The sequence below is a fragment of the Burkholderia sp. MSMB1459WGS genome (assembly GCF_001534535.1).
Classification (GTDB): domain Bacteria; phylum Pseudomonadota; class Gammaproteobacteria; order Burkholderiales; family Burkholderiaceae; genus Burkholderia.
Genome location: NZ_LPMU01000002.1, coordinates 79,352 through 105,162, shown reverse-complemented (window position 1 = coordinate 105,162; position 25,811 = coordinate 79,352). Strand labels below are relative to the sequence as shown.

The following is a 25,811-nucleotide window of genomic DNA, read 5'->3' as shown; positions in this document are numbered from 1 at the left end:
AATTTATATTCACATCCACGAATTATGTTGTCAAGCCCGGATGGACCCGGCTGCCGCGCGGACGACGTCGGCGTGCACCAGGTGGAACGGCACCGAACGCGCGCCGGTTGCGGTCGCGCCCCGCCGTTGGCTAAGCTGGCGGGCGACATTCATCCCCATACAAGGCGGAACATTCATGAAACGGTTGTGGCTGGCGGCCTTCGTGCTAGCGTCGACGCTGGGCGTCGCGCACGCGCAAAACCAGACTTTCCACTTCGGCGAAGGACAAGCCGGCATGCCGGGCGCGGCGCCACACGCTGCCGCGCCGGCGGCCCGGCCCGCGCCCGCACGCCGGCACGTCGCCGCGCCGTCGCCTCATCATCGGCGTGCGGTTCACAAGCGCCGCCATTCGCGCGGCGCGAAGCCGGCGCGCGGCGGGATCTACACGCACGCGTGACTGGCGTCCGTGGCGCGACCGCGGTGCACGCGATTGTCATGAACGGCCGGTAACATCGGCGCGGCGGCTTGCATGCCGTCGCCGCCTGCTGCCGGACCCTGCGCAGCCGACGTGCCTTTCCTCCACGATTCAGCACCTGTTTTGCCAGAACATGAGCACCGGGCCGGATACCCTCGCCGTCAACAAGGAACGCGCCACGATCGTGTGCCGCCAGCGCAGCAGCGTGCTGCTGGTCGCGCGCACCGCGGCGCGCTGGTCGCTACCGGGCGGCACGATCCGGCGCGGCGAGACGCCGCTCGAAGCCGCGCAGCGGGAACTCGCGGAAGAGACGCGGCTGGAGGGGCTCGCGCTCGACTACGCGGTGCAGTTCGGCGGGCTGACGAAGCTGCATCACGTGTTCGTGGCCGACGTGCCGGCGCACCTGACGCCGCGCGCGAGCAACGAGATCGCCCGCTGCAAGTGGTTTACCGTCGACCGGCTCGACACGCTGCGAGCCAGCGTGCCGACGCGCAAGATCATCGAGTTGCTGCGGCTCGACTGTTTCTCTGCGCTCGCGAGCGGGCCGCTTCGCTGAGGCCGATGCCGGGTCGGGCTCCGACCGCGGCGATTACGCGCGCAGGAATGGGCCGGCCTTGCGTTCGAGCAGCGCGACGAGTGCAGGTTGCATGAACGCGTAGCGGTCGGGGATGTCGAGGCAGACGATCTTCCGGTGCTTCAGATGCGCACCGAATTGCGCCGAGAGTCGCGCCTTGTGCGCGCGCTCCATCACGAACACGATGTCCGCCCAGTCGAGTTGCTCGGCGGACAGCCGTACGTCCGCGTCGGGCGCGAGGCCCGCGGAGTCGGTTTCGATGCCGGGCCACGCGGCGAACACCGCTTCGGCCGTCGGGCTGCGTAGCCGGTTGCGGCTGCAGATGAACAGTGCCCGTGTCATGTCGCTTCGCGGCTGCCCGAGCGGCCGGCTCAGCCCTGCGGAATCGTGCCCGGCCGCACGTACGCAAGCATGTGCGGCACGTAATCGGCCTTGCCGAGCTCGACGCCGTGATGGCGCAGGATCGCGTACGCAGCGATCGCGTGGAAGTAGAACTGCGGCAGCGCCCAGTCGCGCACGTACTGTTCGCCCGTCATGTCGAACGCGATCCCGTTCGGAAGTTCGAGCGTGATCGGCAGCGCTGCGCCGCCATCGAGCGCATCCGGCGCGAGTTCGCCGAGAAAGGTAAGCGTGCCGGCGATGATCGCCTGCGCATCGGCCGGCGAACCGGGTTGCGCATCGGCGTTCCAGCCCGCCTCGCGCAACGCGAGCAACCCCGCCGGCAGCGGTTCGCCGCGCAGCCGGTGGACCGGCTCCATCGCCTGGAAACACGAGAAGCGCACCTGGGCGGCGAGCGGATACATGTCGGGCGCCAGCCTCAGCGTCATCGCCGCGTCGGGTTCGTCGCCGGCGGACTGCCGGTGCGCGACGGCCTTGTCGAGCCACGCGGACTGCGCACGCAGCATCTGGGTGTAGGTCGGAACGAGAAGTTGGGTCGGTGACACGCGTGCGCTCCTGTGCTGGGGTTCGCGCCACACGATAGCAGCGTCGGCGCAAACCTGCATCCTTGGTCGGGCGCGCCGTGTGCCGTCACGGCTTGCCGTGCCGCGCCAGGAACCGGTCGAGCTGCGACGCAAACGCCTTGCCGTCGCGCGCGCTGAACGGCGCCGGCCCGCCCGTGTCGATGCCCGCGCTGCGCAACTGGTCCATCATCGCGCGCGTCGACAGGCGTTCCTCGATGTTCTCGCGGCTGAACCAGTTGCCGCGCGGGTCGAGCGCGTGTGCGCCCTTGTCGAGCACGGCGGCGGCCAGCGGGATGTCGGCCGTGATCACGAGGTCGCCGGGTTCGGCCAGCTCGACGATGCGCGCATCGGCCACGTCGAAGCCGGCCGGCACCTGCACGGCCTTGATGAACGGCGACGGCGGCGTGCGCAGAAACTGGTTCGCGACCAGCGTCACGCAGATCTCGGCGCGACGCGCGGCGCGAAACAGCATGTCCTTGATGACGGCGGGACACGCGTCGGCATCGACCAGTACTTGCATGGCGGAGGTTTCCGGTGGGCAGAAGCAGAAGCGGCGATCATAGCGCACCGCCGGCCGGCCATCGGCCGCCGAGATCGGTGCGAAGCGCGTCGGCCGTCACCCGCTGCGCGCCCCACGACGCGGCGAGCCGCGCACCCTGCCCGATCCGCACGGCCGCATCGTCGAAGTCGACGAACACGACGTGATCGGCCGCCGCGGGTCTGGCCGGCGTGTCGCGCGTGCGCCCGTCGGACAACACCCAAAGCCAGCGCGCTTTGCCGGGCTCGCGCCGCGCCGCGCGGGCGAGCAACTGCGCGGCGGCCGCGATGCCGTCCGCGAGCGGCGTACCGCCGCCGCCGTCGACCGGCTCGAGCCAGCGCGCATTCCACCAGCGCGGCACGGCCGGGCCGAAGCGCCGCACGGCGCCGTTGCCGCCGAAGCAGACCAGCGCGGTTTCGACACGCGCGCGCGCGGCCTGATCGAAATACGCGACGATCAGCCCCTTCGCGAGCGCGAGCCGCTCGTGCGACAGCATCGACGCCGAACAGTCGAGCACGAAGCAATGCAGCGCGTGCGGCGTGCCCGCGCGTTTCCCGTAGCGCAGATGATCGCGATGCAGCGGGCCGCCGCGTTTTGCGGCGAGCGTCGCCGGCCACGCGACGGCCGTGCCGGCGCGCACCGTGCCCGGCACGCGCGCGGCGGCGCCTGACTGCCATCGAGGACCGCGAATCGCGTTCGCGGCGGCGCCGGCTCGATGGCTCAGCGTTTTTTTAGCGGCAGCGGCACCACGCTTTTCACGTCGCGCAGCCCGGCCGGTTCGGGCGGCAGGTAGCCCCAGTCGCCCTGCGGTGCCGACGCGCCGGCCTTCGGGTCGCCCGTTTCGCGCGGCCGGTCGTCGGGTCGCGGGTCCGGCGGCGCGCGACCGTCGCGTTCGCCATCGTGCTGCGACGACTGGTACGACGATTGCTGCGACGACTGCGGCCCCGCATGGCGCCGGTGCCGCAGCACGGCCTCGGCCACGCGCTCCACGTGCGACACCGCCACCGCGCCGGCCCGTTCCAGCGCGGCCAGCGCACGCGCGGCGCGCAGCATCACGAGATCGGCACGCAGCCCGTCGACGGCCGCGTCGATGCACAGCGCGCTGACGCGCGCATGGACCGCATCGTCGAAATCCAGCGCCGGCAGCCGGGCGCGCGCCGCGCGAATCCGGTCCGCGAGTTCCCGCTGAGCGGACGCGTGACGCGCGCGAAACGCGTTGGGATCGAGATCGAACGCGAGTCGCGCCTTCACGATCCGCTCACGCTGGGCGGCGTCGAAACAGTTCTCCAGTTCGACCATCAGCCCGAAGCGGTCGAGCAACTGCGGGCGCAGCTCGCCCTCCTCGGGATTCATCGTGCCGACCAGCACGAAGCGCGCGTCGTGCGCGTGCGATACGCCATCGCGCTCGACGATGTTCACGCCGCTCGCGGCGACGTCGAGCAGCGTATCGACGAGCCCGTCGGCGAGCAGGTTCACTTCGTCGACATACAGCACGCCGAGATGCGCGCGAGTCAGCAGGCCCGGCCGGAAGCGCACGCCGTTTTCGGCCAGCGCATGCGCGAGATCGAGCGTGCCTGTCACCTGCTCGTCGCTCGCCGACAACGGCAGCGTGACGAACTGCCCTTCCGGCAACAGCTCCGCGAGGCCGCGCGCGGCAGTCGACTTGGCGGTGCCGCGCGGCCCGCTGACGAGCACGCCGCCGAGCGACGGGTCGATCGCGGCAAGCAGCAGCGCCTGCTGCAACGCGTCCTGCGCGACGAGCGCCGCAAACGGAAAAACCGCGCGGGCGCGGTGCGTCGTCGGATCGGTCATCGCCGCCCCCCTTCCTGAAGTTGTTCGCTCGCGAGCCAGACCGCTTCGATCCGCTCGCGATAGTTGCCCGGCTGCTGCCACAACCCGCGCTGCATCGCCTCGACGAAGCGTTCGCAGATCCCGTGCAGCGCCTTCGGGTTGTGCCGCTCGAGGAACGCGCGGGTGGCATCGTCGAACAGGTACGCGTCGGCGACGAGCGCGTACTGGTGATCGGACAGCACGCGTGCGGTCGCGTCATAGCCGTACAGATAGTCGACGGTCGCGGCCAGCTCGGCCGCGCCCTTGTAGCCGTGACGCTTCACGCCGTCGAGCCATTTCGGGTTGACGACGCGCGAGCGGATCACGCGCGCGATTTCCTCGCGCAGCGTGCGCATCTTCGGCGCGACCGGGTTCGCATGGTCGCCGTGGTAGATGCTCGGCTGTTGCCCGGACAGGTGCCGCACCGCCGCCGTCATCCCGCCCTGGAACTGGTAGTAGTCGTTCGAATCGAGGATGTCGTGCTCGCGACTGTCCTGGTTCTGCACGACGACGTCGATCGTCGCCAGCCGTTCGCCGAACACGTCGGCCGCCGCGTCGCCTGCGCTGCTCTGCGCGTACGCATGGCCGCCCCATCGGCGGTAGGCGTCCGCGAGATCGGCGTCGGTCTGCCAGCGGCGCTGGTCGATCAGGTCCTGCAGGCCCGCGCCGTAGCTGCCCGGCCGCGCGCCGAACACGCGCCAGCCGGCGCGGCGCCGCGCTTCGTCGGGCGCCACGCCCTGCGCGATCCATTTCGCGCGTTCACGCTCGATGCGCGCGCGGATCGGGTTCAGCGCCTCGGGCTCGTCGAGCGCGGCGACGGCCTGCACGGCCGCGTCGAACAGGTGCATCAGGTTCGGGAACGCGTCGCGGAAGAAACCCGACACGCGCAGCGTCACGTCGATGCGCGGCCGGTCGAAGATCTCGATCGGCAGGATCTCGAAGTCGGTCACGCGATGGCTGCCGTGCGCCCATTTCGGCCGCACGCCGATCAGCGCGAACGCCTGCGCGATGTCGTCGCCGCCGGTGCGCATCGTGGCCGTTCCCCACACCGACAGCCCGATCGCGCGCGGATAGTCGCCATGATCCTGCAGATGGCGCTCGATCAATTGCTGCGCGGATTTCAGGCCGAGCGACCACGCCGCCTGCGTCGGCACCGCGCGCGTATCGACCGAGTAGAAGTTGCGGCCGGTCGGCAGCACGTCGGGACGGCCGCGCGACGGCGAGCCGCTCGGCCCCGGCGGCACGAAACGGCCGTCGAGCCCGCGCAGCAACTGACGCATTTCCTCGCCGCCGCAGGCGTCGAGCGCGGGTAGCAGCATCGTGCGCACGCGCTCGATCACCGCGAGCGTATGCGACCATGCGCCGGGCGGCGGAATGTCGATGCCGGGATCCTCGAAAGATTCGGTTCGGCACACGGCGTCGAGCCAATGCTGCGCAAGCCGTTCGAGCCGCTCGCGCGTATCGCCCGCATGACGCCACGGCGACGCATCGAGCGCCTGCAGGACGGTCGGCCGCGGCCCCGTCCACGGCGCGGCCCAGTCGGCCGCGAGCGGATCGAAATCGTCGCCGAGCGCGAGATCGCGCGCGAGTGCGCCGATCAGCCCGGCACGTTCGCCCTTGCCGTCGCCGACCGGAAAGCGCGCGAGCGCGAGCAGCGTGTCGCGCCGCTGGCGCTCGACCGGCGACGCGCCGAACACGTGCAACCCGTCGCGAATCTGCGCCTCCTTCAGCTCGCACAGCCATGCGTCGACCCGCGTGAGCAGCGCATCCTCGTCGCCCGCGTCGCGCGGCGGCGACACGCTCAGCTCGTCGTGCAGCCGATGCTCGGCGATCGTCGCGAGGATCGACTTGCGCAACAGCTTCGCGCGCCGCGCATCGACCATCAGCGCTTCGTAGTATTCGTCGACCTGCCGTTCGAGATCCTGCAGCGGACCGTAGTTTTCCGCGCGCGTGAGCGGCGGCATCAGGTGATCGACGATCACGGCCTGTGTGCGGCGCTTCGCCTGGCTGCCCTCGCCCGGATCGTTGACGATGAACGGATACAGGTGCGGCAGCGGCCCGAGCGTCAGGTCGGGCCAACACGCGTTGGACAGCGCGACGCTCTTGCCCGGCAGCCATTCGAGATTGCCGTGCTTGCCGAGATGGATGACCGCGTCGACGCGATACGCATCGCGCAGCCAGAAATAGAACGCGAGATACGCATGCGGCGGCACGAGCTCCGCATCGTGGTAGCTCGCGTAGTCGTGGTCGTCGCGCGAGCGTGACGGCTGGATGCCGACGAACACGTTGCCCGCGCGCCAGCCGGCGATCGTGAAACGCCCTTGCCGCAGCGTCGGGTCGGCTTCAGGCGGCCCCCAGCGCGCGTTCAGCGCGTCGCGCACGGCCGCCGGCAGCCGCGCGAAATGCGCGACGTAGTCGGCCAGCGGGAAGCTCTGGAACGCCGGGCGCAGCGCATGCACGGCCGTGTCGTTGGTCACGCCTTCGGTGAGCCGCGCGATCAGCGCGTCGCCGTCGGGCGGCAGATCGGCCACCGTATAGCCCGCGTCGCGCAGCGCCGCGAGCACGCGCAGCGCGGATGCCGGCGTGTCGAGCCCGACGCCGTTGCCGATGCGCCCTTCGCTTTGCGGATAGTTCGCGAGAATCAGCGCGATGCGCTTGTCGGCATTGTCCAGCGTGCGCAGCCGGCACCAGCCGCGCGCGAGCGCCGCGACGAATGCGATCCGCTCGGCATCCGGCTGATAACGCACGACGTCGACCTCGGTATGCGGGCAGCGATACGCGAGCCCCTTGAAGCTCACCGCGCGCGTGACGATGCGCCCGTCGACTTCGGGCAGCGCGACATGCATCGCGATGTCCCGTGCGTGCAGGCCCTGGTTGTCGGCCACCCACGCGTCGCGATTGCCGCCGGACAGGATCACTTGCAGCACCGGCGCGTCGCCGGCGAGCACGTCGTGTTCTGGGCTGTCGATCGCGCCGGCCGCGAACGCGGTCGTGTTCAAGACGAGTGCGACGCCGTGCGTGTCGCAGAGTTGCGCGATGACCTCGCGGCTCACCGCATCCTTCAGCGACGTCACCGCGATCGGCAACGGATTCAGCCCTGCGTCGATCAGCGCGTCGGCCAGCGCATCGAACACGGCCGTGTTCGCGGCTTGCCAGTGCGCGCGATAGAACAGGATCGCGACGACGGGCGCGCCGGGTGTCCAGCGCGGCCGCCAGTCGTCGACGCTCGCGCGGTCGCGCGCCGGGTGATACAGCGCGGCGGCCGGCAGCGGGCGTGGCGGTTCGGGCTCGTCGCCGAACCCGAGCGTGTGAAAAGCGATGCTGCGCAGCAGCGCGTCGGCGTTGTGCACGCCGCCTTCGCGCAAATAGCGCCACCATAGCCGGCACAGGTCGGCCCCGACCGTGCTCTTCGCGACGAGGTTCGGGTCTTCCTGCAGGTCGCCCGAGAACATCGCGAGCCGTTGCCGGCGCTTCGACGCGAGCGACACCGCCTGTTCGATCCCGTACGGCCAGTACGCTTCGCCGCCAAGATGATCGATCACGACCGTCTTCGCGTGACGCAGCACGTCGTCGACGTAGAAATCGACCGACGCCGGCTGCCGCAGGAACGTGACGTTCGCGAGCCGCACGCTCGGGAACCCGGCGGGCAAGTGCGGCACGACGCTCGCGAGCAGCGACAGCGTCGTGTCGGCCGAGCTCAGGATCACGATGTCGGCCGGCTGCTGGTCGATCCGGACGACGCCCTGCGTATCGTCGACGAAGCCGCCCGGCGTGGTGCGCAGCAGATGCATCGTGCGTTACGCCTGTTGCGGCTCGGCCGCGCACGCGGCGTCGAACGCGCGTTGCAGCGCGGCCGCGTCGAGATCCTCGCCGATCAGCACGAAGCGGCTCGCGCGCGTTTCGCCGTCCTGCCAGCGGCGGTCGAAATAGCTGTCGAAGCGGCGGCCGACGCCCTGGATCACGAGCCGCATCGGCGCGCCAGGCAGCGCGGCGAAGCCTTTCGCGCGATAGATCGTGTGCGCTTCGACCACGCGCTGCAGCGCGGCGATCGTCGCTTCGCGCGTGCCGGCGTCGCCCGACACCACCACCGAATCGAAATCGTCGTGATGGTGGTCGTGATCGCCGTCGTCGGCCGCACCGTGATGGTCGTGACGCAGGTGGATCGTTTCCTCCGACGCCGATTCGAGGCCCAGCAGCATCGCGAGATCCAGTTCGCCGCGCGTCGCGCGCACGATCTTCACCTGTGGCGGGATCTCGTCGCGGATCGCGGTTTCGATCCGCGCGAACTCGGCGTCGCCGACGAGGTCGGCCTTGTTCACGATCACGAGATCGGCGGACGACAACTGATCGGCGAACAGTTCGTGCAGCGGCGATTCGTGGTCGAGATTCGGATCGGCGCGGCGCTGCGCGTCGACGGCCTGCGGGTTTTCCGCGAACTGGCCGCTCGCGGCGGCCGGCCCGTCGACGACGGTCACGACCGCGTCGACCGTGAAGCTGTTGCGGATCGTCGGCCAGTTGAACGCCTGCACGAGCGGCTTCGGCAGCGCGAGGCCCGACGTCTCGATCAGCACGTGGTCGATGTCCGCGCGGCGCTCGACGAGCGCTTCCATCACCGGATAGAACTCTTCCTGCACGGTGCAGCACAGGCAGCCGTTCGCGAGTTCGTACAACTGGCCCGATGCCTCGCCCCGTGCATCGTCGCAGCCGATGCCGCAGCCCTTGAGGATTTCGCCGTCGATGCCGAGTTCGCCGAATTCGTTGACGATCACCGCGATGCGGCGGCCTTCGGCGTGCTGCAGGATATGGCGCATCAGCGTCGTCTTGCCGCTGCCGAGAAAGCCCGTGACGATCGTGACGGGAAGCTTGCGTAGGGTCATGGTAGGTCCTGTGACGGAAATGGAATCAGGCCGGGGGCGTCGCGTCGGTGGCGGCGCGGCCATTCATGGGGCGGGACGCGGGAAGGCCGCCGCGCAGTCCGGCCGGACAGCCGCAGGACGGGCGGAACAACGAATCGGGCATGGTGCTTCCTTGCGAACGGTCGACATCGTGAATGCCAACACGGCTGCCGCGGCCCCGCCCGCGCCGCCTGCCGCTCGCCGCGCCGGCCGCTCGCGTGCGCGCGGCGGCAGATGGGCAGAGGAAGCGTCGAACACCGGGCGTCGGGCCTGCTGCGGCCGTGGACGATGCGCCGCCTCCCCGCGGCGCTGAACCCCAACGTTTAGGCCGGTATCCGGGCTGACGAACACGCCGCTTCGCCTTCCCGGATACGCGCGGCATCCAGTGGCGGTCGTCCGCATGCGCGGGGCATGCGGCGAAGCGGCGCTGCATCGCGCTGCGCGCGACGCGTTCGCTTACCGTTGCGGGGGCAGCACAGGTTGGCTCGACTGCGGCGCAGGCAGGCTCCCTGTTTCCCGTTTAACTGCGTGCGCCGGAGCGGCGCGCGCGAGCACCAAAACGCGTGCGAGTGTAGGCGGCGGTGCGGGGAGCGTCAAGGCGAGCGGCCGGCAGCAAACGCGAATGATTGTCGTTTTCAACTGCGTGAGATAAAATTCGCTCGATAACGAAACCTACCATCACGCGACGGCCATGTGAGGCAATCACTCAGTCATCCTTAAATTTCCATGTCGAAACGACAGATATCCGGGCGGCGGTTTCCTGTGCTGGCCCTGTCGCTGTGCTCGATCGCCGGCGTTGCTTCCTGCCCTGCCCCGGCGGCCGAGTTCGACGACGAGCTGCCCACGCTCGAGGTGCGCAGCCGACGCCATCCGAACGATCCGCGCGCCGAAAGCGTGAGCACGGCGACCCGCACCGCGAGCGATCCGCGTGACGTCCCGCAAACCATCGACAGCGTGCCGGTCGAGCAAACGCTGTCCTATGGCGGCCGCACGCTTGCCGACGCGCTGGCCGGCGTGCCGGGCGTGTCCAATACGTCGGACACGCGCTTCGATGCGTTCCGCATCCGCGGCTTTTCCGCCGCGGGCGACCTGCTGCTCGACGGCATGCGAGACGACGCGCAATACGTGCGCAGTCTCGGCAATATCGAACGCGTCGAAGTGCTGAAGGGGCCGGCCGCGGCGCTGTACGGGCGCGGCAGCGGCGGCGGCGTCATCAACCGGATCACCAAGCAGCCGTTGCCGGAAAACTTCGGACATGTCTCGGCGGCGACCGGAAGTTATGGACGGCTCGGCGCGTCGGTCGATCTCAACCGGATGCTGTCGAGCGCATGGAGCATGCGGCTCAACGCGGGGCGCGAACACGCAGGCAGCTTCCGCGACCACGTCGACGGCACGCACCAGTACGTCGCGCCGTCCGTCAAGTGGCAGGACGCGCGGCGAAGCTGGCTGCTGCAATTCGAATACGACACGTACGACCGCGTGCCCGATCGCGGCATGCCGGCGCCGGTCGCCGCGGTCGACGCGGCCGGCAAGCCGGTCGCGTTTTCGCTGCCGTCCACGCCACGCGCAACCTTCTTCGGCGCGGCGGGCCGCGACACCCTCCGCGACGAGAACATGAACTGGCGCTCGGTCTTCACGCACGTGCTCGATGGCGACTGGAAATTGCGCCATACGCTGGGCGTGCTGGATTTGCGCAGCACCTTCGACAATACCTACGTCACGCAAAGCTACGTCACGAAGCCGCGCGACTACCGGCGCGTGCAACGTGCGCGCTACCTGCAGGACATGACGCATCTCAACGTGCAGACCGGCGTCGAGCTGAGCGGCAAAGTCGCGACCGGCCCCGGCTTGCATCACCTGCTGTTCGGCATCGAATACGGCTGGCAGAAACGCAGCCCGACGCTCTGGCAGGCCGACGCGGCGCCGGTCCCGATCACCGGGCCGGATCGCCTCGCGCCGGCCGGTGGAGCGCCGCGCCCGTATGCGATGAACCGCCATCGCGTCAGCGACTACGCGATCTTCGCGCAGGATCGCATCGACCTCGGGCGAGCGTGGAAACTGCTCGGCGGCGTGCGCGGGGAACGCTTCGACGTCGATTCGACCAACGCGCTGAACGCTTTGCATGCGCGGCGCACGACGACGGCATGGAGCCCGCGGCTCGGCGTCGTGTGGTCGCCGGTTGGCGCGCACAGCGTGTATGCGTCGTACAGCAAGAGCTTCGCGCCGGTCGGCGGCGACCTGATCGGCATCACGCCGGACGCGCGCGGCAACGCCAACGATCTCGGCCCGCAATACAACCGCCAGTACGAGATCGGCGTGAAAAGCGACTGGCGCGATGGCGCGCTGAGCACGACGCTCGCACTGTTTCAGCTCGATCTGTACAACCGCCGCGTCGCCGATCCGGTTCGGCCCGGTTTTTTCGACCTCAACGGCCTCGAGCGCAATCGCGGCCTGGAACTGGGCGTCGCCGGCCGGCTCGCGGGCGACTGGTTCGTTCGCGGCGGCATCGGCTGGCAACACGCACGCGTGGTCGACGCCGAGCCGAAGTACGCGGGCAAGCGGTCGGCGGGCGTGTCCGGGTCGAACGGCAGCCTGTTCGTCAGCCATGCGCCGCTGCGCGGATTTTTCGCCGAACTCGGGCTGGTGTACGAAGGGGCGCGTTACGCCGATCGCGACAACCTGCTCGAACTGCCCGCATACGTCCGCTGGGACGGCAAGGCCGGATATCGCACGCGCGACCTCGAGGTGACGCTGGCGGCCGTCAACCTGACCGATCGCGACTACTACGCGAATGCGACGGGTCTCGCGCAGATCGTGCCCGGTTCGCCACGCACGTTCACGCTGACGGCGGCGTACAAGTTCTGACCTCGCGGGCCGCGCCGACGCCCCGCGCAACCGGTCCGCCGGGCGGCTCGTGCGTTGCACGCCTGTGCTATCGTATGCGCCGCGTTCGGTGCTCGCATGCGCATTCCGCGCATGCAGTTAAACGGGAAACAGGAGGCGGATGTCCGCCCGGCCTGTGCTGTCCCCGCAACGGTACGCCGCTCGCGCAACGCGCTTTTCCGCACGTGCGCCCAGGCCGCCCGCGATGCCACTGCCCTTCGACCGGGCGGGAAGGCTGCGGTCTGGCAAGCGGCCAGCCCGGATACCGGCCGACGCAAGGGGCGAGCGCGATGCTCGCCGAACGCCCGATCCGCGGGGGACGGATGGGGTGCGCATTCCACCCGCGTTCGCGCGGGGTTTCGCCCGATCCGTCATGCACTGCCTGCCCGCCGGCCGCCGATGTGCCGCCCGCCTTCCCCGTTCCACTGTGTCGACACGGTGCGCACCGTGCCGCGCGCGATGAGCCGCGCATGGCTCGTCGGCGCGGGCCCCGGCGACGCCGACCTGCTGACGCTCAGGGCCGTGCGCGCGATCGGCGCGGCCGACGTGCTGCTCGTCGACGATCTCGTGAACCCCGACGTGCTGCGCCATGCGCGCGCCGACGCGCTGATCGAGCACGTCGGCAAGCGTGGCGGCCATGTGTCGACGCCGCAGGAGGCGATCGTCGCCGCGATGCTCGCGCACCTGCACGCGGGCCGCAGCGTCGCGCGGCTCAAGGGCGGCGATCCGTTCGTGTTCGGCCGCGGCGGCGAGGAACTGGTCGCGCTCGGCGCGGCGGGCTTTCCGGTGGAAGTCGTCAACGGCATCACCGCGGGCATCGCCGCGCCGGCCGCGCTCGGCATCCCGGTCACGCACCGTGGCGACGCGCAGGGCGTGATCTTCGTCACCGGCCACGGCGCGGGAGCCGACGAGCCCGACTGGCGCGCGCTCGCGGCCACGCGCATGACGATCGTGATCTACATGGGCATCCGCCGCCTCGACGCGATTGCCGCGGCGCTGCGCGACGGCGGCCTGCCCGGCGATACGCCGTGCGCGGCGATCGAGAGCGCCACGCGCCCCGAACAGCGCCACCTGCTCGCGACGCTCGATACGCTCGTCGAGCGTGTCGGTGCGGCCGGTATCGGTTCGCCTGCGATCGTCGTGATCGGCCGCGTCGCGGCGCTCGCCGACGATCCGGCGGTGCGTGCGGCGCTCGGCGGCTGCGCATGATGCGCGTCGCGCTCGGCGTCGGCTTTCGCGCGGGCGTCACGGCCGCGCAACTCGATGCCGCGATCCGCGCCGCACTCGCGTGCTACCCGGCCGCCGAACCGGCGCTCGTCGCGACGCTCGCCGACAAGGCACGCGCCCGGGCACTGCGCACGCTGTGCGCACGCCGTGGCTGGCCGCTCGTCGCGTTCGATGCGGCGCAACTCGCGAGCTACCCGGAACTGGCCGCGAGCGGCCCGTCCGGTGCCGCGCTGGCGCGCTTCGGCATCGCGGGCGTGGCCGAGCCGTGCGCGCAGCTCGCCGCGCCGCACGGCCGGCTGCTCGGCCCCAAATCCATCCGGGACGGCGTGACGGTCGCGCTCGCCGGCCCGCTCTGAACCCGTTGTTTCGCTTTCGACAGGACGATTCCCGATGAAGACCGATTCCGAATCCCATCAGCGGATGGCCGAACGCCGCCGCGCCGGCCACGAGAAGAAGCAGGCCGCCGCCACGCAGGAAAAGGGCCTGCTGATCGTTCACACCGGCAACGGCAAGGGCAAGAGCACGGCCGCGTTCGGGATGGCCGTGCGCGTGCTCGGCCACGGCATGCGGCTCGGCGTCGTGCAGTTCATCAAGGGGGCGCTGCACACGTCCGAGCGCGACTTCCTCGGCGCGGTCGCGCAATGCGATTTCGTGACGATGGGCGACGGCTATACGTGGAACACGCAGAATCGCGACGCCGATATCGCGACCGCGCGCAAGGGCTGGGACGAGGCGCGCCGGATGATCGACAGCGGCGACTACCGGATGGTGATCCTCGACGAACTGAACACCGTGCTGAAGTACGAATACCTGCCGCTCGACGAAGTGCTCGCGACGCTCGTCGCGCGTCCGGCGTCGGTGCACGTCGTCGTCACCGGGCGGCATGCGCCCGATGCACTGATCGATGCAGCCGATCTCGTCACCGAAATGCGGCTCGTCAAGCATCCGTACAAGGAGCAAGGCGTGAAGGCGCAGCGCGGCGTGGAGTTCTGAGCATGCCGGCCTGCCCCGCGCTGTTCGTCAGCGCCCCCGCGTCGGGCCAGGGCAAGACGTCGGTGACGGCCGGCCTCGCGCGGCTGCACCGCCGGGTCGGCCGCCGCGTGCGCGTGTTCAAGACCGGCCCCGATTTTCTCGATCCGATGCTGCTCGAACGCGCGAGCGGCGCGAGCGTGCATGCGCTCGACCTCGGGATGGTCGGCGAGGCCGGCTGCCGCGCGCTGCTCGCCGAAGCCGCGCGCGACGCGGACCTGATCCTGATCGAAGGCGTGATGGGGCTGTTCGACGGCACGCCGAGCAGCGCCGATCTCGCGGCCGCGTTCGGCGTGCCGGTCGTCGCGGTGATTTCGGCGAAGGCGATGGCGCAGACGTTCGCGGCGATCGCCTTCGGGCTCGCGCGGTTCCAGCCGGGATTGCCGTTTCACGGCGTGCTGGCCAATCGCGTCGGCTCGGGTCGGCACGCGCAATTGCTGCAACAGGCGTTGCCCGACGAGCTGCGCTGGCTCGGACACGTGCCGGCCGATGCGGGCATCGCGCTGCCGGAGCGACATCTCGGCCTGCATCGGCCGGCCGATATCGACGATCTCGACGCGCGGCTCGATCGCGCGGCCGATGTGCTCGCGCAGACGGCGCTGGCCGACTTGCCGCCGGCCGTCGCGTTCGCGGAACCGGACGTGGCCGCGCCGCTGCCGCGCGCGCTGGCCGGCAAGCGGATCGCGGTGGCGCGCGATGCGGCGTTCTCGTTCATCTATCCGGCCAATCTCGCACTGCTGGATACGCTCGGTGCGACGCTGCGATTCTTCTCGCCGCTCGCCGACGAACCCGTGCCCGACGATTGCGATGCGCTGTTTTTGCCGGGCGGCTATCCGGAACTGCATGCGGCGACGCTTGCCGGGAATGCCGTGACCGCACGGACGATTCGCGCGCACGCGGCAGCCGGACGGCCGATCGTCGCGGAATGCGGCGGGATGGTGTATTTGTGCGAATCGCTGACCGATGCGGATGGCTCGACGACGCCGATGCTCGGCCTGCTGCCTGGGCATGCGGCGATGCAGCGCCGGTTCGCGGCGCTCGGCATGCAGCAGCTCGATACGCGCACCGGGCCGATGCGCGGTCATACGTTCCACTATTCGCGGCTCGCGACGCCGCTGGAACCGGTCGCGCGCGCCGCGCGGCCCGACGCCGCGCGGGACAGCGGCGAAGCCGTCTACCGGAGCGGCGCGATCGTCGCGACGTACATGCACATGTACTGGCCGTCGAATCCGGATGCAGTCGTGGCGTTGTTCAGCGGGGACGCGTTCTAGATAGCTGGATGCGGCGCTCGGATCGAGGCCGCGCGTTCGCCGTTCCGAAGCGGGGCCGATGCTCGGCCCGGCGCCGCGTGCCTCGCCTCGTCCGTCACACCAGAAACGCCTCGGTCAGCTTGACCCAATACGACGCGCCGGTCGGCAGTGCCGCGTCGTTGAAGTCGTAGCCGGGGTTATGCACCATGCAGCCGCCCTCCCCGTCGCCGTTGCCGATGATCAGGTAGCAGCCCGGCCGTTTCTCGAGCAGGAACGCGAAATCCTCGCTGCCGGTGAGCGGCACCATCCCGTCGATCAGGTTGGCTTCCCCGACCCATTCGCGAGCGACGCCGCGCGCGAACGCCGTCATCTGAGCATCGTTCACGAGCACCGGGTAGCGGCGCTGGTAGTCGATCGTCGCGGTCGCACCGAACACGGCCGCCTGCGCATGCACGACCTCGTTGATGCGCGTTTCGAGCAGGTCGCGCACCTCGGGCTTCAGCGCACGCACCGACAGGCGCATCTGCGCACGATCGGGAATCACGTTCGGCGCCTCGCCCGCATGGATCGCGCCGACCGTGACGATCGCCATGTCGAGCGGCGACACGTTGCGCGACACGATCGTCTGCAGCGCCAGCACGATCTGCGCGCACACGACGACCGGATCGATCGCCCGGTGCGGCACCGCGCCGTGACCGCCGCGGCCCTGCACGTCGATGACGACGGTATCCGACGACGCCATGAACGCCCCCGGCAGGAAACCGAATTTGCCGGTCGGAAAGCCCGGCATGTTGTGCATCGCGAAGATCGCGTCACACGGAAATTGCTCGAACAGCCCTTCGTCGAGCATCTTCTTCGCGCCGCCGAGCCCTTCCTCGGCCGGCTGGAAAATCAGGTTCAGCGTGCCCGAGAAGCGGCGTTCGCGCGCGAGGTGTTTCGCGGCCGCCAGCAGCATCGCCGTGTGGCCGTCGTGGCCGCATGCGTGCATCTTGCCCGCGATCGTGCTCTGGTACGGCAAGCCCGTCGCTTCGTGGATCGGCAGCGCGTCCATATCGGCGCGCAGGCCGAGGCGCTGCTTGCCGTCGCCGACTTTCAACTGGGCGACGACGCCGGTGCCGCCGAGCCCGCGATGCACGGTGTAGCCCCACGACTGCAATTGTTCGGCGACGAGATCGCTCGTCGCGAATTCCTCGAAACCCAGTTCGGGATGGGCGTGGATGCGATGCCGAATCTCGATCATTTCGTCGGCGAGGCCTGCGGGAATCACGCTGTGCGTCACGGTGTCGTCTCCTGATGTGCAATGAGGAACATGCAGGCAACGATAGTCGATTCGGCAGCAACCGGGCAGATGGAAAGTCGTCGCGGTAGCAACCAGTAGTTGCTATATGGAAATGTGGCTCAGGGCACATGGTGGCCGGCCATCCGGACGACTGACGCGGCCGATCCGGCCGTGCGACATTGGGCGTCCTGTCGCGAATTCTGGTGCAAGAGGGGTGGTCGTGGTCATTTATGCGCCTGAAATACCGCATTTACCTCAAAGACTTACGAGATTATGTTCACTCTTTGACGTTTGTACATTTTTTGTGTACGCTGATAAAAAAGTGAACAAGCGATTCTCGTTGATGCTCAAGAACGCCACTCTCCCGATGTCGGAACAGCAGGTGCTCGACGAAGCGTGCGCCGCGTTCGGCCGCATAACCCCGCGCTTCAACGCGCGGCCCGTGCGCGTGCCGGCGGCATACCGTGCGCGTGCCGACGCGATGATTCGCTTCGACGTGGCGGGACAGGTGGTGGAGATGCCGGCCGCCGTGAGCCTTCGTATCGAATCGCTGGCGGGCGCGCTCGCGGAACTGCGTCGCCGCAGAGGCGGGACCGCACACGCGCCCGGCGAGCGGCCGCTGATGCTGGTCGCACCCTACCTTTCCGGCGAACTGGCCGCCGGCCTGATCGACCAGGGTATTCCGTTTCTCGACACCGCCGGCAACGCATGTCTGATCCAGCCGGAAGCGACCGTCATGATCGCGGGCCGGCCCAAACCTGCACGCACGCCGCGCCGGCAGGCGTCACGCGCGACGACGCCGAAGGGGCTGGCCATGATGTTCGCGCTGGCGACGCAGCCCGGCCTGATCGCGCAGCCGTATCGGGAGATTGCCGCCGCGTCGGGCGTCGCGCTCGGCACGGTCAATCTCGCGATGGACGATCTGATCGCGCGCGGTCTCGTCGGGCAACGCCGCAACGGCGAGCGCCTGATTCCCGACTGGCCGCGCTTCGTACAGGAATGGGCCGCGCTGTACCCGAGCCGCTTGCGTGCGAAGCTGCCGAGTCGCCGGTTTGCCGGCCTCGCGCCCGACTGGTGGCGCGGCTTCGATTTCGCGGCCTTCGATGCGCAACTCGGCGGCGAGCCGGCGGCCGATCTGCTGACGCACGATCTGAAGCCGGCCGCGATCACCGTCTATACGCACGGCGCCGTGCCGAACCGCCTGCTGCTGCAGGGCCGCCTGCGTCCGGACGCGCACGGCGACGTCGAAATCCTCGAAGCGTTCTGGCCGCGCTCGCCGGCACTCGACTGGCGCGAGCAAGATGTGCCGCTCGTGCCGCCGCTCCTGATCTATGCGGATCTCGTCTCGTCCGGAGACAGCCGCAATCTTGCCGCCGCCGAACACATCCATGACCGATACCTCGCCCACCCGCCCGCTTGAAGTCGATGCGAGCCGCCCGCTCGAGCCGGCGGCGGTGGCGCTGCTGCAGTCGGTCGGCGCGGCCTGCGCGCAACTCGACGCGGCATTCGTCGTGGCCGGCGCGACCGCACGCGACATCCTGATGTGGCATGTCCACGGCATCCGGCCGGTGCGCGCGACGCGGGACGTCGACGTCGCGGTGTGCGCGGTCAGCTGGCCGTTTCATGCACGGCTCGTCGATACGCTCGTCGCGACCGGGCAATTCGCCCGCGCGCCGAAGCATCGGCAGAAACTGCTGTTCGACAGCGGTACGCAAGGCTTTCGCACGGAACTCGACCTCGTGCCGTTCGGGCCGCTCGAAGCGCCGCCCGGCGAAATTGCATGGCCGCCCGGCGGCGACTTCGTGCTGAACGTGCTGGGTTTTCAGGAGGCGGTCGATACCGCGCTGACCGTGTCGATCGGCGCCGGCATCACGGTGCCGGTGGCGAGCCTGCCGGCGCTCGCGCTGCTGAAGCTGCTCGCGTGGAAGGACCGACGCGCACGCCAGAACAGCGACGCGTACGACCTGCTGTTCCTGCTCACGCATTTTCACGATGCGGGCAATCGCGAGCGCATCTGGGACGTCGCGCCCGACCTGCTCGAACGACATGGCTTTCAGCCGGAGCTGGTGCAGCGGCGCTGCTCGCGCGTGACGCGAAGCGCGCCGCGTCGCCGCATACGCGCGATGCGATCCGCGCGCTGTTGTCCGACGAAGCGACTTACGCGACGCTCGGGCAGGATCTGCAGGCCCGCGCGTTCGCGCTCTTGCCAGGTGAATTCAATGACGATGCCGACCGGTATCTCGATGCGTTCCGCGATGGCTTCCTCTCGGATCCGCCCGTTCGTCGGGCATGACATGCTGCCGCGCGACGGCAATACCGTCGTGCATTCGCCGCGTCATGCCGAGGCTGCCCAGTCTTCGAGCGGCAACCCCGCGACACGACTGAATTCGCGACCATTGTTCGTGACGAGCACCGCACCGGCTGCGATCGCGTGGCCGGCGATCGAGGCGTCGTTCGCGCCGATCGGCGTGTCGCGTGCGGCAAGGTCGGCGCGGATCGCAGTCGTTGCATCGATCGCCGCGGTATCCCACGACAGCACGCCGTCCAGCCGCGCGACAAAGCTCGTCACGAGCTCGGCATGCTTCGGCGATGCCTTTCTGCCGACTGCACCAAACCGCATTTCGGCATAAGTAACGGCCGATACGACGATCCGGTGCTGCGCGTTGACGCACGACTGCAACCGCGACAGCACCGCGGGCGGCCGCTCGCGCATGATGAACGAACAGAGGTTCGTATCGAGCATGTAGAGCGTGGTCACCGCTTGGACTCCGTCGGCGCATCGGCGTCGCCGGACAAGTCGAAGCGGCCGGATTCGATGACGGCCGGGCGCTCGGCAAGGAAATCGGCATCGGCCAGCGGTTCGTTCGCGAACGACAGCCACGTGGGACGGACCGGCCGTAACAGCAGCGTATCGCCCTCGCGGCGGATCTCGAGCTCCGTGACACCCTCGAACTCCATGTCCTTCGGGATGCGGATTGCCTGGTTACGGGCGTTCTTGAAAATGGAAACGGTGCGCATGAGCCACTCCATGGGAGTACGATGCGCCCACTGTAGACATATGCTGGCATATGTCAATTTGGCGGGAGACGAATCCACCGTTGCGCCCCACGTGGTCGAGGATGTCTGATTCATGCTGCCGGCCTGTCGTCGATGATAGGAGCAATCCATTCTTCATGACGCAGGCCGCGCGGTCCATATACCGGACGGCCAATGCATACGCATCGCAAGGCCGCGCACACCGTCGCACCGACGCTGCGCGCGCCGCCCCTCATGGCAACCGGAAAGTGTCAAAGAACGTATCGCGCTCGATCACGGTGAGCGCCGCGCGCTTGTGCGGGAAATCGAACTCCTTCAGCGTGTAGAACCCGAGCCGATGCATGTACGCGATATGCCGCACGTGGTCGACGCGCGGCTCGCCGACGAGCCGCTGCGTGCGCGGCTCGTCGACGAACATGTAGTGCAGCACCCCGCTCCACCACGCATGCAGCTTGCCGGCGCTCTGAAAACGCGAGTCGCCGATCAGCAGGTGCAGCCCGCGATCGTAGTCGTGCGCATCGTAGAACGGCGCGAGGCGGTCCTCCTTCGCCCAGTAGAACTCGAAATAGCCGAACGGCGTGTCGTCGAAATAGCCGATCATCGGGTGCATGTGCGGGTCGGCGAGCCGTTCGGCGAGATACGCCGCATGCTCGTCGCGCGTGCCGCGCTGGTCCCAGAAATGCGCGACACGGTCGAGGTTCATCCAGGTGCTGAACAGGTCCGCGTGCGCATCGATGTCGACGGTGCGCAGGCTGAACGTCATGCCGACCTGCGGCATCGCGCGGGCATAAATCTCGCCGGCCGGCGACGGCGGCCGCACCGGATGCCGATGGCCGTTCGTGATCGCGTAGCGCAGCGGCATCCCGCCCGACGCGGGCGCCTTCAGCCACGGCCGCGGATTCTGCCAGAACGTCGTGCGCGACACGGTGAGCCGCAGCGTGTCGCCCGCGACCTGCGCGCCGTCGATCACGCCTTCGCGCACCGCACGCGCGACGTACGATGCCACGGCCGCCGCATCGGCGCCGCCGAGCGGCACCGAGATCGTCGCCGCATCGTGCCGCGTGTCGGTGTTGAACAGTGCGACGAAGGTCGCGAGCAGCGCGTCCGGCGCGTCGTCGGGCCGCCATGCGTCGAGCGCCTGCTCGACGACGGCCGCCGCTTGCCCGTGCGCGGCGCCGTCGAGCGCCGCGGCCACTTCCCCTTCGACGGCGTCGGCCGTGCCGGCCGGTTTCGTCAGCGTGTCCTGCATCACAATGCTCCCGCGTCGTGGCGATCGGCGAGCACGTGCAGCCCGCGTTCGAGCGCCGGAAACAGGCTGCGCTGGAAGTTGTTCCAGCGCAGTTCGAGAATCGTGTCGTCCGGCGCGATCGGCGTGTCGAGCACGTCGCAGATCACCTCGCCGGAATCGATACCGTTGTCGACGTAGTGGAACGACGCGCCCGTCATCGTCACGGGGTCGACGGACGACGTCGCGCCGGTGGCCCAGTCGACCCGTTCGCCGCGTGCGCCGTGCAGCGCGTCGAGCGTCGCCCACGCGCCGCGCCGCTGGTACGGCGAATCGTCGGCCGTGATGCCCGGGTGGATGTTCGCGATGCGCCGGTGAAAACGCGCGCCCGGCCGCACGAGTTCGTCGAGGATCACGAGCAGCCCGTCGAGCACGACGATGTCGGCGTCGAGTTCGAGCAGGCGCTCGAGCAGGCGGCGCTCGAATGCCTGTTTGCCGGTCACGCGCTCGCGCGCGTCGCGCGGCAGCCGCCGATACGTCGACGCGATCGTGCAGAACAGTTCGTCGACGGGCCGGCCTTGCACCGTCAAGCCTTCCGGCAGGATCCACGGGCGGCCCGGCGTGCGTGCGAACCCGTAATCGGCCACTTTCGCGCGGTCGGATGGCGACCCGTCGTCGTCGTCGACGATCACGCCCTGGAGCGTGTAGCGTTCGCCCAGCGGCGAATCGTTCAGGCGTTCGACGAGGAATTCGAGCGGCGCCTTCATGTAGCGCGTGCCGCCCCGATAAGCGACCGGCTGGCCGGCACGATCGGCCGCGCCGTTGCGCAGCGACTGGATGTAGACGAGATTTTTCTTCGGCATGGAGGCGTCGTGGAAAAAAGCGGACGAAGGCGCCGCGGCCGGCCCGCGCCGGCCACGAAGGCCGGCCGGCGAGCGGCGGCGCGCGACGTCACCAGTTGTATTTCGCGGTCGCGATCACCGTGCGGTCGGTCCCGAAAATGCAGACGTTCGTCGATTGGCAACCGCTGATGTAATGGCGATTGAACAGGTTCGTCCCGTTCACGGCGAAGCGCCAGTTACGCGTGTCGTAATGCAGGCCCGCGTCGAACAGCGTGACGCTCGACACCGTCAGCGAGTTGTCGGCCGCACCGGCCGACGCGCTCTGGTAGCGAATGCCGCCGCCGAGGCCGAAGCCGGCGAGCGGCCCCGTGTGCCATGTCCAGTCGGTCCACAGCGACGCCATCTGGCGCGGACGCGGAATATCGACCGGCCAGTTGTTCAGCGTGTTGTCGTTCGCCTTGATGACCTTCACATCCTGGTAGACATACGACGCGACCACCGACAGGTTCGGCGTGACCTTGCCGGTCGCGCTCAGCTCGATCCCGCGCGAACGCACCTCGCCCGACTGCACCGACTTCGTGCCGTCCGGGTCCTGGCTCGGCAGCGCCGGCGTGATCCCGTTGGTCTGGTTGATCTGGTAGATCGCCGCGTTGAGCATCAGGTTCTTGCCGGGCGGCTGCCAGCGCAGGCCCGCTTCGATCTGCTTGCCGCGCGTCGGCTGCGGCAGCCCGCCGCCGAGCAGGTTCACGCCGATCAGCGGATTGAACGACGTCGCGTAGCTGACGTACGGCGACAGCCCGTAATCGCCCTGGTACGTGAGGCCGACGCGGCCGGTGAACGCCGTGACATCCGCCTTCGTCGACGTGCCGGCCGCGCGGTCGTCCATCCGCATGTTGACCCAGTCCTCGCGGCCGCCGAGCGTCAGCGTCCAGCGGTTCCACTTGATCTGGTCCTGCGCGTACAGGCCGAACGTGTTCATCGCCGTGTACGTGTTGGTGCGACCGGTCGTCTCCGGATTGGAGAACACGCTCGTGGTCACTGGCGTATAGACGGGGTTGTAGATGTTCAGTGTCGGCGCGGCGGCAATCCATTCGCTGTCGGTCGCGGTCTGGCGGTTGTACTGGAAGCCGAGCAGCAGCGTGTGCTGCAGCGGCCCCGTCGCGAAGCGGCCCTCGAGGTTGTTGTCGATGTCGAAGCGGCTGTAGTTCATCTGGAACACGCCGGCCCAGCGATTGACGGTGGTCAGCGTGTCGTCCGAGAAGCCGTTGCCCCACACCGAACCGTTGTCGAGCGACAGGTGCATCAGGCGCGTGTTCTGACGGAACGTCCAGGCCGGCGTCAGGTTGCGCTCGAACTGGTAACCGACCGACCACTGCTTCTTGCGGTAGTAGTTGAAGTTGCCGTCGCCTTCGTAGATGTCCTTGTCGATCTGGCCGTTCGGGTTCGGCAGCACCGTGCCCTGCGCGGGCAGGAAGTTCGACGAGATGTCGCCCCAGTCCTGCAGGTAGGTCGCGGACAGCGTCAGCGACGTATCCGCGTCCGGGCGCCAGCGGAACGACGGCGCGAGTGCGACGCGCTGATCGTTGTTCGGTCCCGTCAGTGCATTGCCGTCGCGCGCGACGCCGACGAACCGGTACGCATACTTGCCGTCCGGATCGAGCTTGTCGCCGACGTCGATCATGAACTGCTTGCGTGCGTAGTTGCCGATCTGCACGCCCGCTTCGCGCACGCGCTCGCCGTCGGCGAGCTTGGTGTGCACGTCGATGATCGCGCCCGGATCGCCCGCGCCGTACAGCACCGAGGTCGGCCCGCGCAGCACGCTGATGCTGTCGATCATGTACGGATCGACGCGCCAGCTCGCGAGGTTGATCGTGTTCGGCACCTGCAGCCCGTTCACGTAGGCGGTCGGCGTGAAGCCGCGCAGCGCCGCGTACCAGTCGGAACGGTTGTCCGATCCGTACGACGAGAAGCCTGGCACGTAGCGCAGCGCCGCGTTCACGTCGGTGGCGCCGGTCATCTCGATCTGCTGCGCGGTGACGACGTTGATCGTCTGCGGGATCTCGTTGAGCGGCGTGTCGGTCTTGGTGCCGGTCGTGCTGCGCTTCGCGACGAGCCCGACCGTGCCGTCTCCCGCCGAGGCCGCGTTGACGGTGATCGCCGGCAGCGTGCCGTTTTGCGCGCCCGTCGACGGATTCGCCGTCGCACCGTTCTGCGCACTGCTCGCCGACGCCGCGGCGCCTGCGTTCACGGCCGGCGCCGTCTGGGCGTAAGCGTGCCCTGCCGCCGCCGTACCGAACGCCACGCTTGCCGCGGCTGCGATCGCACGCAAACGCGTGCCTGTTGCCCACTCCATCTTCTTCTGCTCCACTTTTTTCATGCGGTCTCCGACCGCGCCTTTGTCAAAGAGCGAAAGCCATCCGGCCCGCGCTCACCCCGTTGTTCGGTCGTTTTTCATGCGTTGCCCGGGCCGCGCCTTCGTCATGCGCGGACGCGATCCCGTCTTCGAGCGACGCGCAGATTTCGTCCGCGCGGCGCGCCAGTACCGACAGCAGCGTGTCGGACAGGCCGTGGCTGTCTTCGCAGCAGCCTTGCAGATAGATGCGCGGCGCGAAGTGCTCGGGCGTCGCGAGCAGGTAGTCGCGCGTCACGTCGCCGCGCGCGAGCGCATCGCCCAGATGCGGCGCGAGGCCTTCGAGCAGCGCCGAATGCGTGTCGCGGCGGTAGCCGGTCGCGAGCACGAGCGCGTCGAAGCGCTCGACGCGCGTGATGCCGCTCAACCGGTCGCGCAACGTCAACTCGATGCGGCCGTCGGCGGTGCGCACCGCGGCCTCGATCGCGCTGTTCGCGAGCAGCGCATGACGCGGCGTGCCGTCGATGCGCTGCAGGTACAGCATTTCGTAGATCTGCTCGATCAGCGGCCGGTCGACCACCGCGTAGTTCGTGTCGCGATAGCGCTCGAGCAGCGCGCGGCGCGCATCGTGCGGCTGCGCATAGACGACGTCGGTGAATTCGGGGCTGAAGATTTCGTTGACGAACGGGCTGTCGTCGGCCGGCTTCAGCGCGCCTGCGCGCATCACGAGGCTCGCGTCGACGTGCGGGAAGCGGCGCGCGAGGTCGATGAACACCTCGGCCGCGCTCTGCCCCGCCCCGATCACCGCGACGCGGCGTCGCTCGCCGTCGGGCGACGCGACGAGCCGGTCGATGTCGGTCAGGTAGGATGACGAATGGATCACGCGGTCGCGGCCGAGCGCGGCGAACGCATCCGGAATCGCCGGCGTGCCGCCGACGCCGACCGACAGCGCACGCGTGACGCGCTGGCGCTCGTGGCCGGCCGCGTCGCGCGACAGCACGCGCAGTGCGTCGATCCTTGCCCCCTCGCCGCGCACGGGTTCGATCCCGAGCACGGTCTCGCTGTAATGGACGCGATCGTCGAACGCGTCGGCCACCCAGCTCAGGTAGTCGTGGAATTCGACGCGGGTCGGATAGAAATTCTTCAGGTTCACGAATTCGTTCAGCCGGCCGCGTTCGAACAGGTAGTTGATGAACGTGTAGCGGCTTTTCGGATCGCGCATCGTGACGAGATCCTTCAGAAACGAGATCTGCATCCGGCAGTCGTCGAGCAGCATCCCGCGATGCCAGCCGAATTCCGGCTGGCGCTCGACGAAGCAATGGGCGAGCGCGTGCACGCCGCCGCGCTCCGCGAGGCGCACGGCCAGCGCCAGATTCGACGGCCCGAAGCCCACGCCGATCAGGTCGAATACGGTTTCTCTCTGCATGTCTCAGCTCC

At 69.0% G+C, this 25,811-nt stretch carries 22 protein-coding genes, 1 pseudogene and 2 riboswitches; of the genes and pseudogenes, 9 read left to right on the top strand and 14 right to left on the bottom strand.

The features are described 5' to 3' along the window. Positions 1–175: 175 nt before the first annotated feature. Both WT97_RS00605 and WT97_RS00600 read left to right on the top strand, forming a co-directional pair. Positions 176–436 (top strand): hypothetical protein, encoded by a 261-nt coding sequence (locus WT97_RS00605; protein WP_059789890.1) that lies wholly within the window; start codon positions 176–178, stop codon positions 434–436. 151 nt (positions 437–587) lie between these two features. Further along, a complete protein-coding gene (locus WT97_RS00600) occupies positions 588–1,010 on the top strand; it encodes an NUDIX hydrolase (protein WP_059498926.1) in 423 nt (140 codons plus the stop codon). A gap of 33 nt (positions 1,011–1,043) precedes the next feature. On the opposite strand, the gene WT97_RS00595 is transcribed toward WT97_RS00600, so the two are convergent. The 7 genes from WT97_RS00595 to cobW form a co-directional block, all read right to left on the bottom strand. Beyond that, a complete protein-coding gene (locus WT97_RS00595) occupies positions 1,044–1,370 on the bottom strand; it encodes a low molecular weight protein tyrosine phosphatase family protein (protein WP_059789888.1) in 327 nt (108 codons plus the stop codon). A 29-nt stretch (positions 1,371–1,399) separates the two neighbouring features. Further along, positions 1,400–2,032, bottom strand: coding sequence for a DUF1993 family protein (locus WT97_RS00590; protein WP_060352606.1), 633 nt, complete (start codon positions 2,030–2,032; stop codon positions 1,400–1,402). Positions 2,033–2,057: 25 nt separating this feature from the next. After that, positions 2,058–2,510 carry a YaiI/YqxD family protein gene (locus WT97_RS00585; RefSeq protein WP_059789886.1) on the bottom strand — a complete coding sequence of 151 codons (453 nt, stop codon included), beginning with the start codon at positions 2,508–2,510 and terminating at the stop codon, positions 2,058–2,060. Positions 2,511–2,547: 37 nt separating this feature from the next. Continuing rightward, positions 2,548–3,180, bottom strand: a complete 633-nt coding sequence (locus WT97_RS00580) for a VWA domain-containing protein (protein ID WP_060352605.1) — start codon at positions 3,178–3,180, stop codon at positions 2,548–2,550. Between the two features lie 68 nt (positions 3,181–3,248). Then, the gene (locus WT97_RS00575) at positions 3,249–4,340 is read right to left on the bottom strand and encodes an ATP-binding protein (RefSeq protein WP_060352604.1); all 1,092 of its coding nucleotides are present in this window, start codon (positions 4,338–4,340) and stop codon (positions 3,249–3,251) included. Continuing rightward, positions 4,337–8,149 (bottom strand): cobaltochelatase subunit CobN, encoded by a 3,813-nt coding sequence (gene cobN / locus WT97_RS00570; RefSeq protein ID WP_060352603.1) that lies wholly within the window; start codon positions 8,147–8,149, stop codon positions 4,337–4,339. The genes WT97_RS00575 and cobN overlap by 4 nt, the downstream gene beginning before the upstream one ends. 6 nt (positions 8,150–8,155) lie before the next feature. Then, positions 8,156–9,235 (bottom strand): cobalamin biosynthesis protein CobW, encoded by a 1,080-nt coding sequence (gene cobW / locus WT97_RS00565; RefSeq protein ID WP_060035525.1) that lies wholly within the window; start codon positions 9,233–9,235, stop codon positions 8,156–8,158. 326 nt (positions 9,236–9,561) lie between these two features. After that, positions 9,562–9,827: riboswitch (cobalamin riboswitch) on the bottom strand. Between the two features lie 152 nt (positions 9,828–9,979). On the opposite strand from cobW, the gene WT97_RS00560 reads away from it, so the two are divergent. From WT97_RS00560 to WT97_RS00540, 5 genes are all read left to right on the top strand, one after another. Further along, the gene (locus tag WT97_RS00560) at positions 9,980–12,118 is read left to right on the top strand and encodes a TonB-dependent siderophore receptor (RefSeq protein ID WP_060352602.1); all 2,139 of its coding nucleotides are present in this window, start codon (positions 9,980–9,982) and stop codon (positions 12,116–12,118) included. Between the two features lie 69 nt (positions 12,119–12,187). Further along, a riboswitch (cobalamin riboswitch) is annotated at positions 12,188–12,425 on the top strand. Positions 12,426–12,535: 110 nt separating this feature from the next. Next, entirely contained in the window at positions 12,536–13,345 is an 810-nt protein-coding gene (cobA, locus tag WT97_RS00555; protein WP_179949738.1) for a uroporphyrinogen-III C-methyltransferase, read from the top strand. After that, a complete protein-coding gene (locus tag WT97_RS00550; protein ID WP_060352601.1) occupies positions 13,342–13,719 on the top strand; it encodes a cobalamin biosynthesis protein in 378 nt (125 codons plus the stop codon). The genes cobA and WT97_RS00550 overlap by 4 nt, the downstream gene beginning before the upstream one ends. Before the next feature lie 34 nt (positions 13,720–13,753). Next, positions 13,754–14,356, top strand: a complete 603-nt coding sequence (gene cobO / locus WT97_RS00545; protein ID WP_034207296.1) for a cob(I)yrinic acid a,c-diamide adenosyltransferase — start codon at positions 13,754–13,756, stop codon at positions 14,354–14,356. Between the two features lie 2 nt (positions 14,357–14,358). Beyond that, entirely contained in the window at positions 14,359–15,663 is a 1,305-nt protein-coding gene (locus WT97_RS00540) for a cobyrinate a,c-diamide synthase (RefSeq protein WP_060352600.1), read from the top strand. Between the two features lie 94 nt (positions 15,664–15,757). Here the strand turns inward: WT97_RS00540 and WT97_RS00535 are convergent, their stop codons facing one another. Continuing rightward, on the bottom strand, positions 15,758–16,921 hold the full coding sequence (locus WT97_RS00535) for a M20 aminoacylase family protein (protein ID WP_060035535.1): 1,164 nt from the start codon (positions 16,919–16,921) through the stop codon (positions 15,758–15,760). A 343-nt stretch (positions 16,922–17,264) separates the two neighbouring features. Between WT97_RS00535 and WT97_RS00530 the strand changes: the two genes are divergently transcribed. Together WT97_RS00530 and WT97_RS00525 are read left to right on the top strand one after the other, a co-directional pair. Then, a complete protein-coding gene (locus WT97_RS00530; protein ID WP_060352627.1) occupies positions 17,265–18,341 on the top strand; it encodes a type IV toxin-antitoxin system AbiEi family antitoxin in 1,077 nt (358 codons plus the stop codon). Beyond that, positions 18,310–19,214, top strand: a pseudogene (locus tag WT97_RS00525) (nucleotidyl transferase AbiEii/AbiGii toxin family protein). Before WT97_RS00530 ends, WT97_RS00525 begins: the two are co-directional and overlap by 32 nt. A 42-nt stretch (positions 19,215–19,256) precedes the next feature. On the opposite strand, the gene WT97_RS00520 reads toward WT97_RS00525, so the two are convergent. The 6 genes from WT97_RS00520 to WT97_RS00495 all read right to left on the bottom strand — a co-directional run bounded on the left by WT97_RS00520 (position 19,257) and on the right by WT97_RS00495 (position 25,800). Then, complete coding sequence (locus WT97_RS00520; protein WP_060352599.1) at positions 19,257–19,679, bottom strand: PIN domain-containing protein; 423 nt, start codon at positions 19,677–19,679, stop codon at positions 19,257–19,259. Then, the gene (gene vapB, locus WT97_RS00515) at positions 19,676–19,939 is read right to left on the bottom strand and encodes a type II toxin-antitoxin system VapB family antitoxin (RefSeq protein ID WP_059499090.1); all 264 of its coding nucleotides are present in this window, start codon (positions 19,937–19,939) and stop codon (positions 19,676–19,678) included. The genes WT97_RS00520 and vapB overlap by 4 nt, the downstream gene beginning before the upstream one ends. Positions 19,940–20,189: 250 nt before the next feature. After that, positions 20,190–21,206: a GNAT family N-acetyltransferase gene (locus WT97_RS00510; protein ID WP_059498939.1), complete on the bottom strand. Its 1,017-nt coding sequence runs from the start codon at positions 21,204–21,206 to the stop codon at positions 20,190–20,192. Next, complete coding sequence (locus WT97_RS00505) at positions 21,206–22,045, bottom strand: N(5)-hydroxyornithine transformylase PvdF (RefSeq protein WP_060352598.1); 840 nt, start codon at positions 22,043–22,045, stop codon at positions 21,206–21,208. Before WT97_RS00505 ends, WT97_RS00510 begins: the two co-directional genes overlap by 1 nt. An 88-nt stretch (positions 22,046–22,133) precedes the next feature. Continuing rightward, entirely contained in the window at positions 22,134–24,401 is a 2,268-nt protein-coding gene (locus WT97_RS00500; RefSeq protein WP_060352597.1) for a TonB-dependent siderophore receptor, read from the bottom strand. A gap of 22 nt (positions 24,402–24,423) precedes the next feature. Further along, positions 24,424–25,800: a lysine N(6)-hydroxylase/L-ornithine N(5)-oxygenase family protein gene (locus WT97_RS00495; protein ID WP_060035540.1), complete on the bottom strand. Its 1,377-nt coding sequence runs from the start codon at positions 25,798–25,800 to the stop codon at positions 24,424–24,426. Between the last annotated feature and the right edge of the window lie 11 nt (positions 25,801–25,811).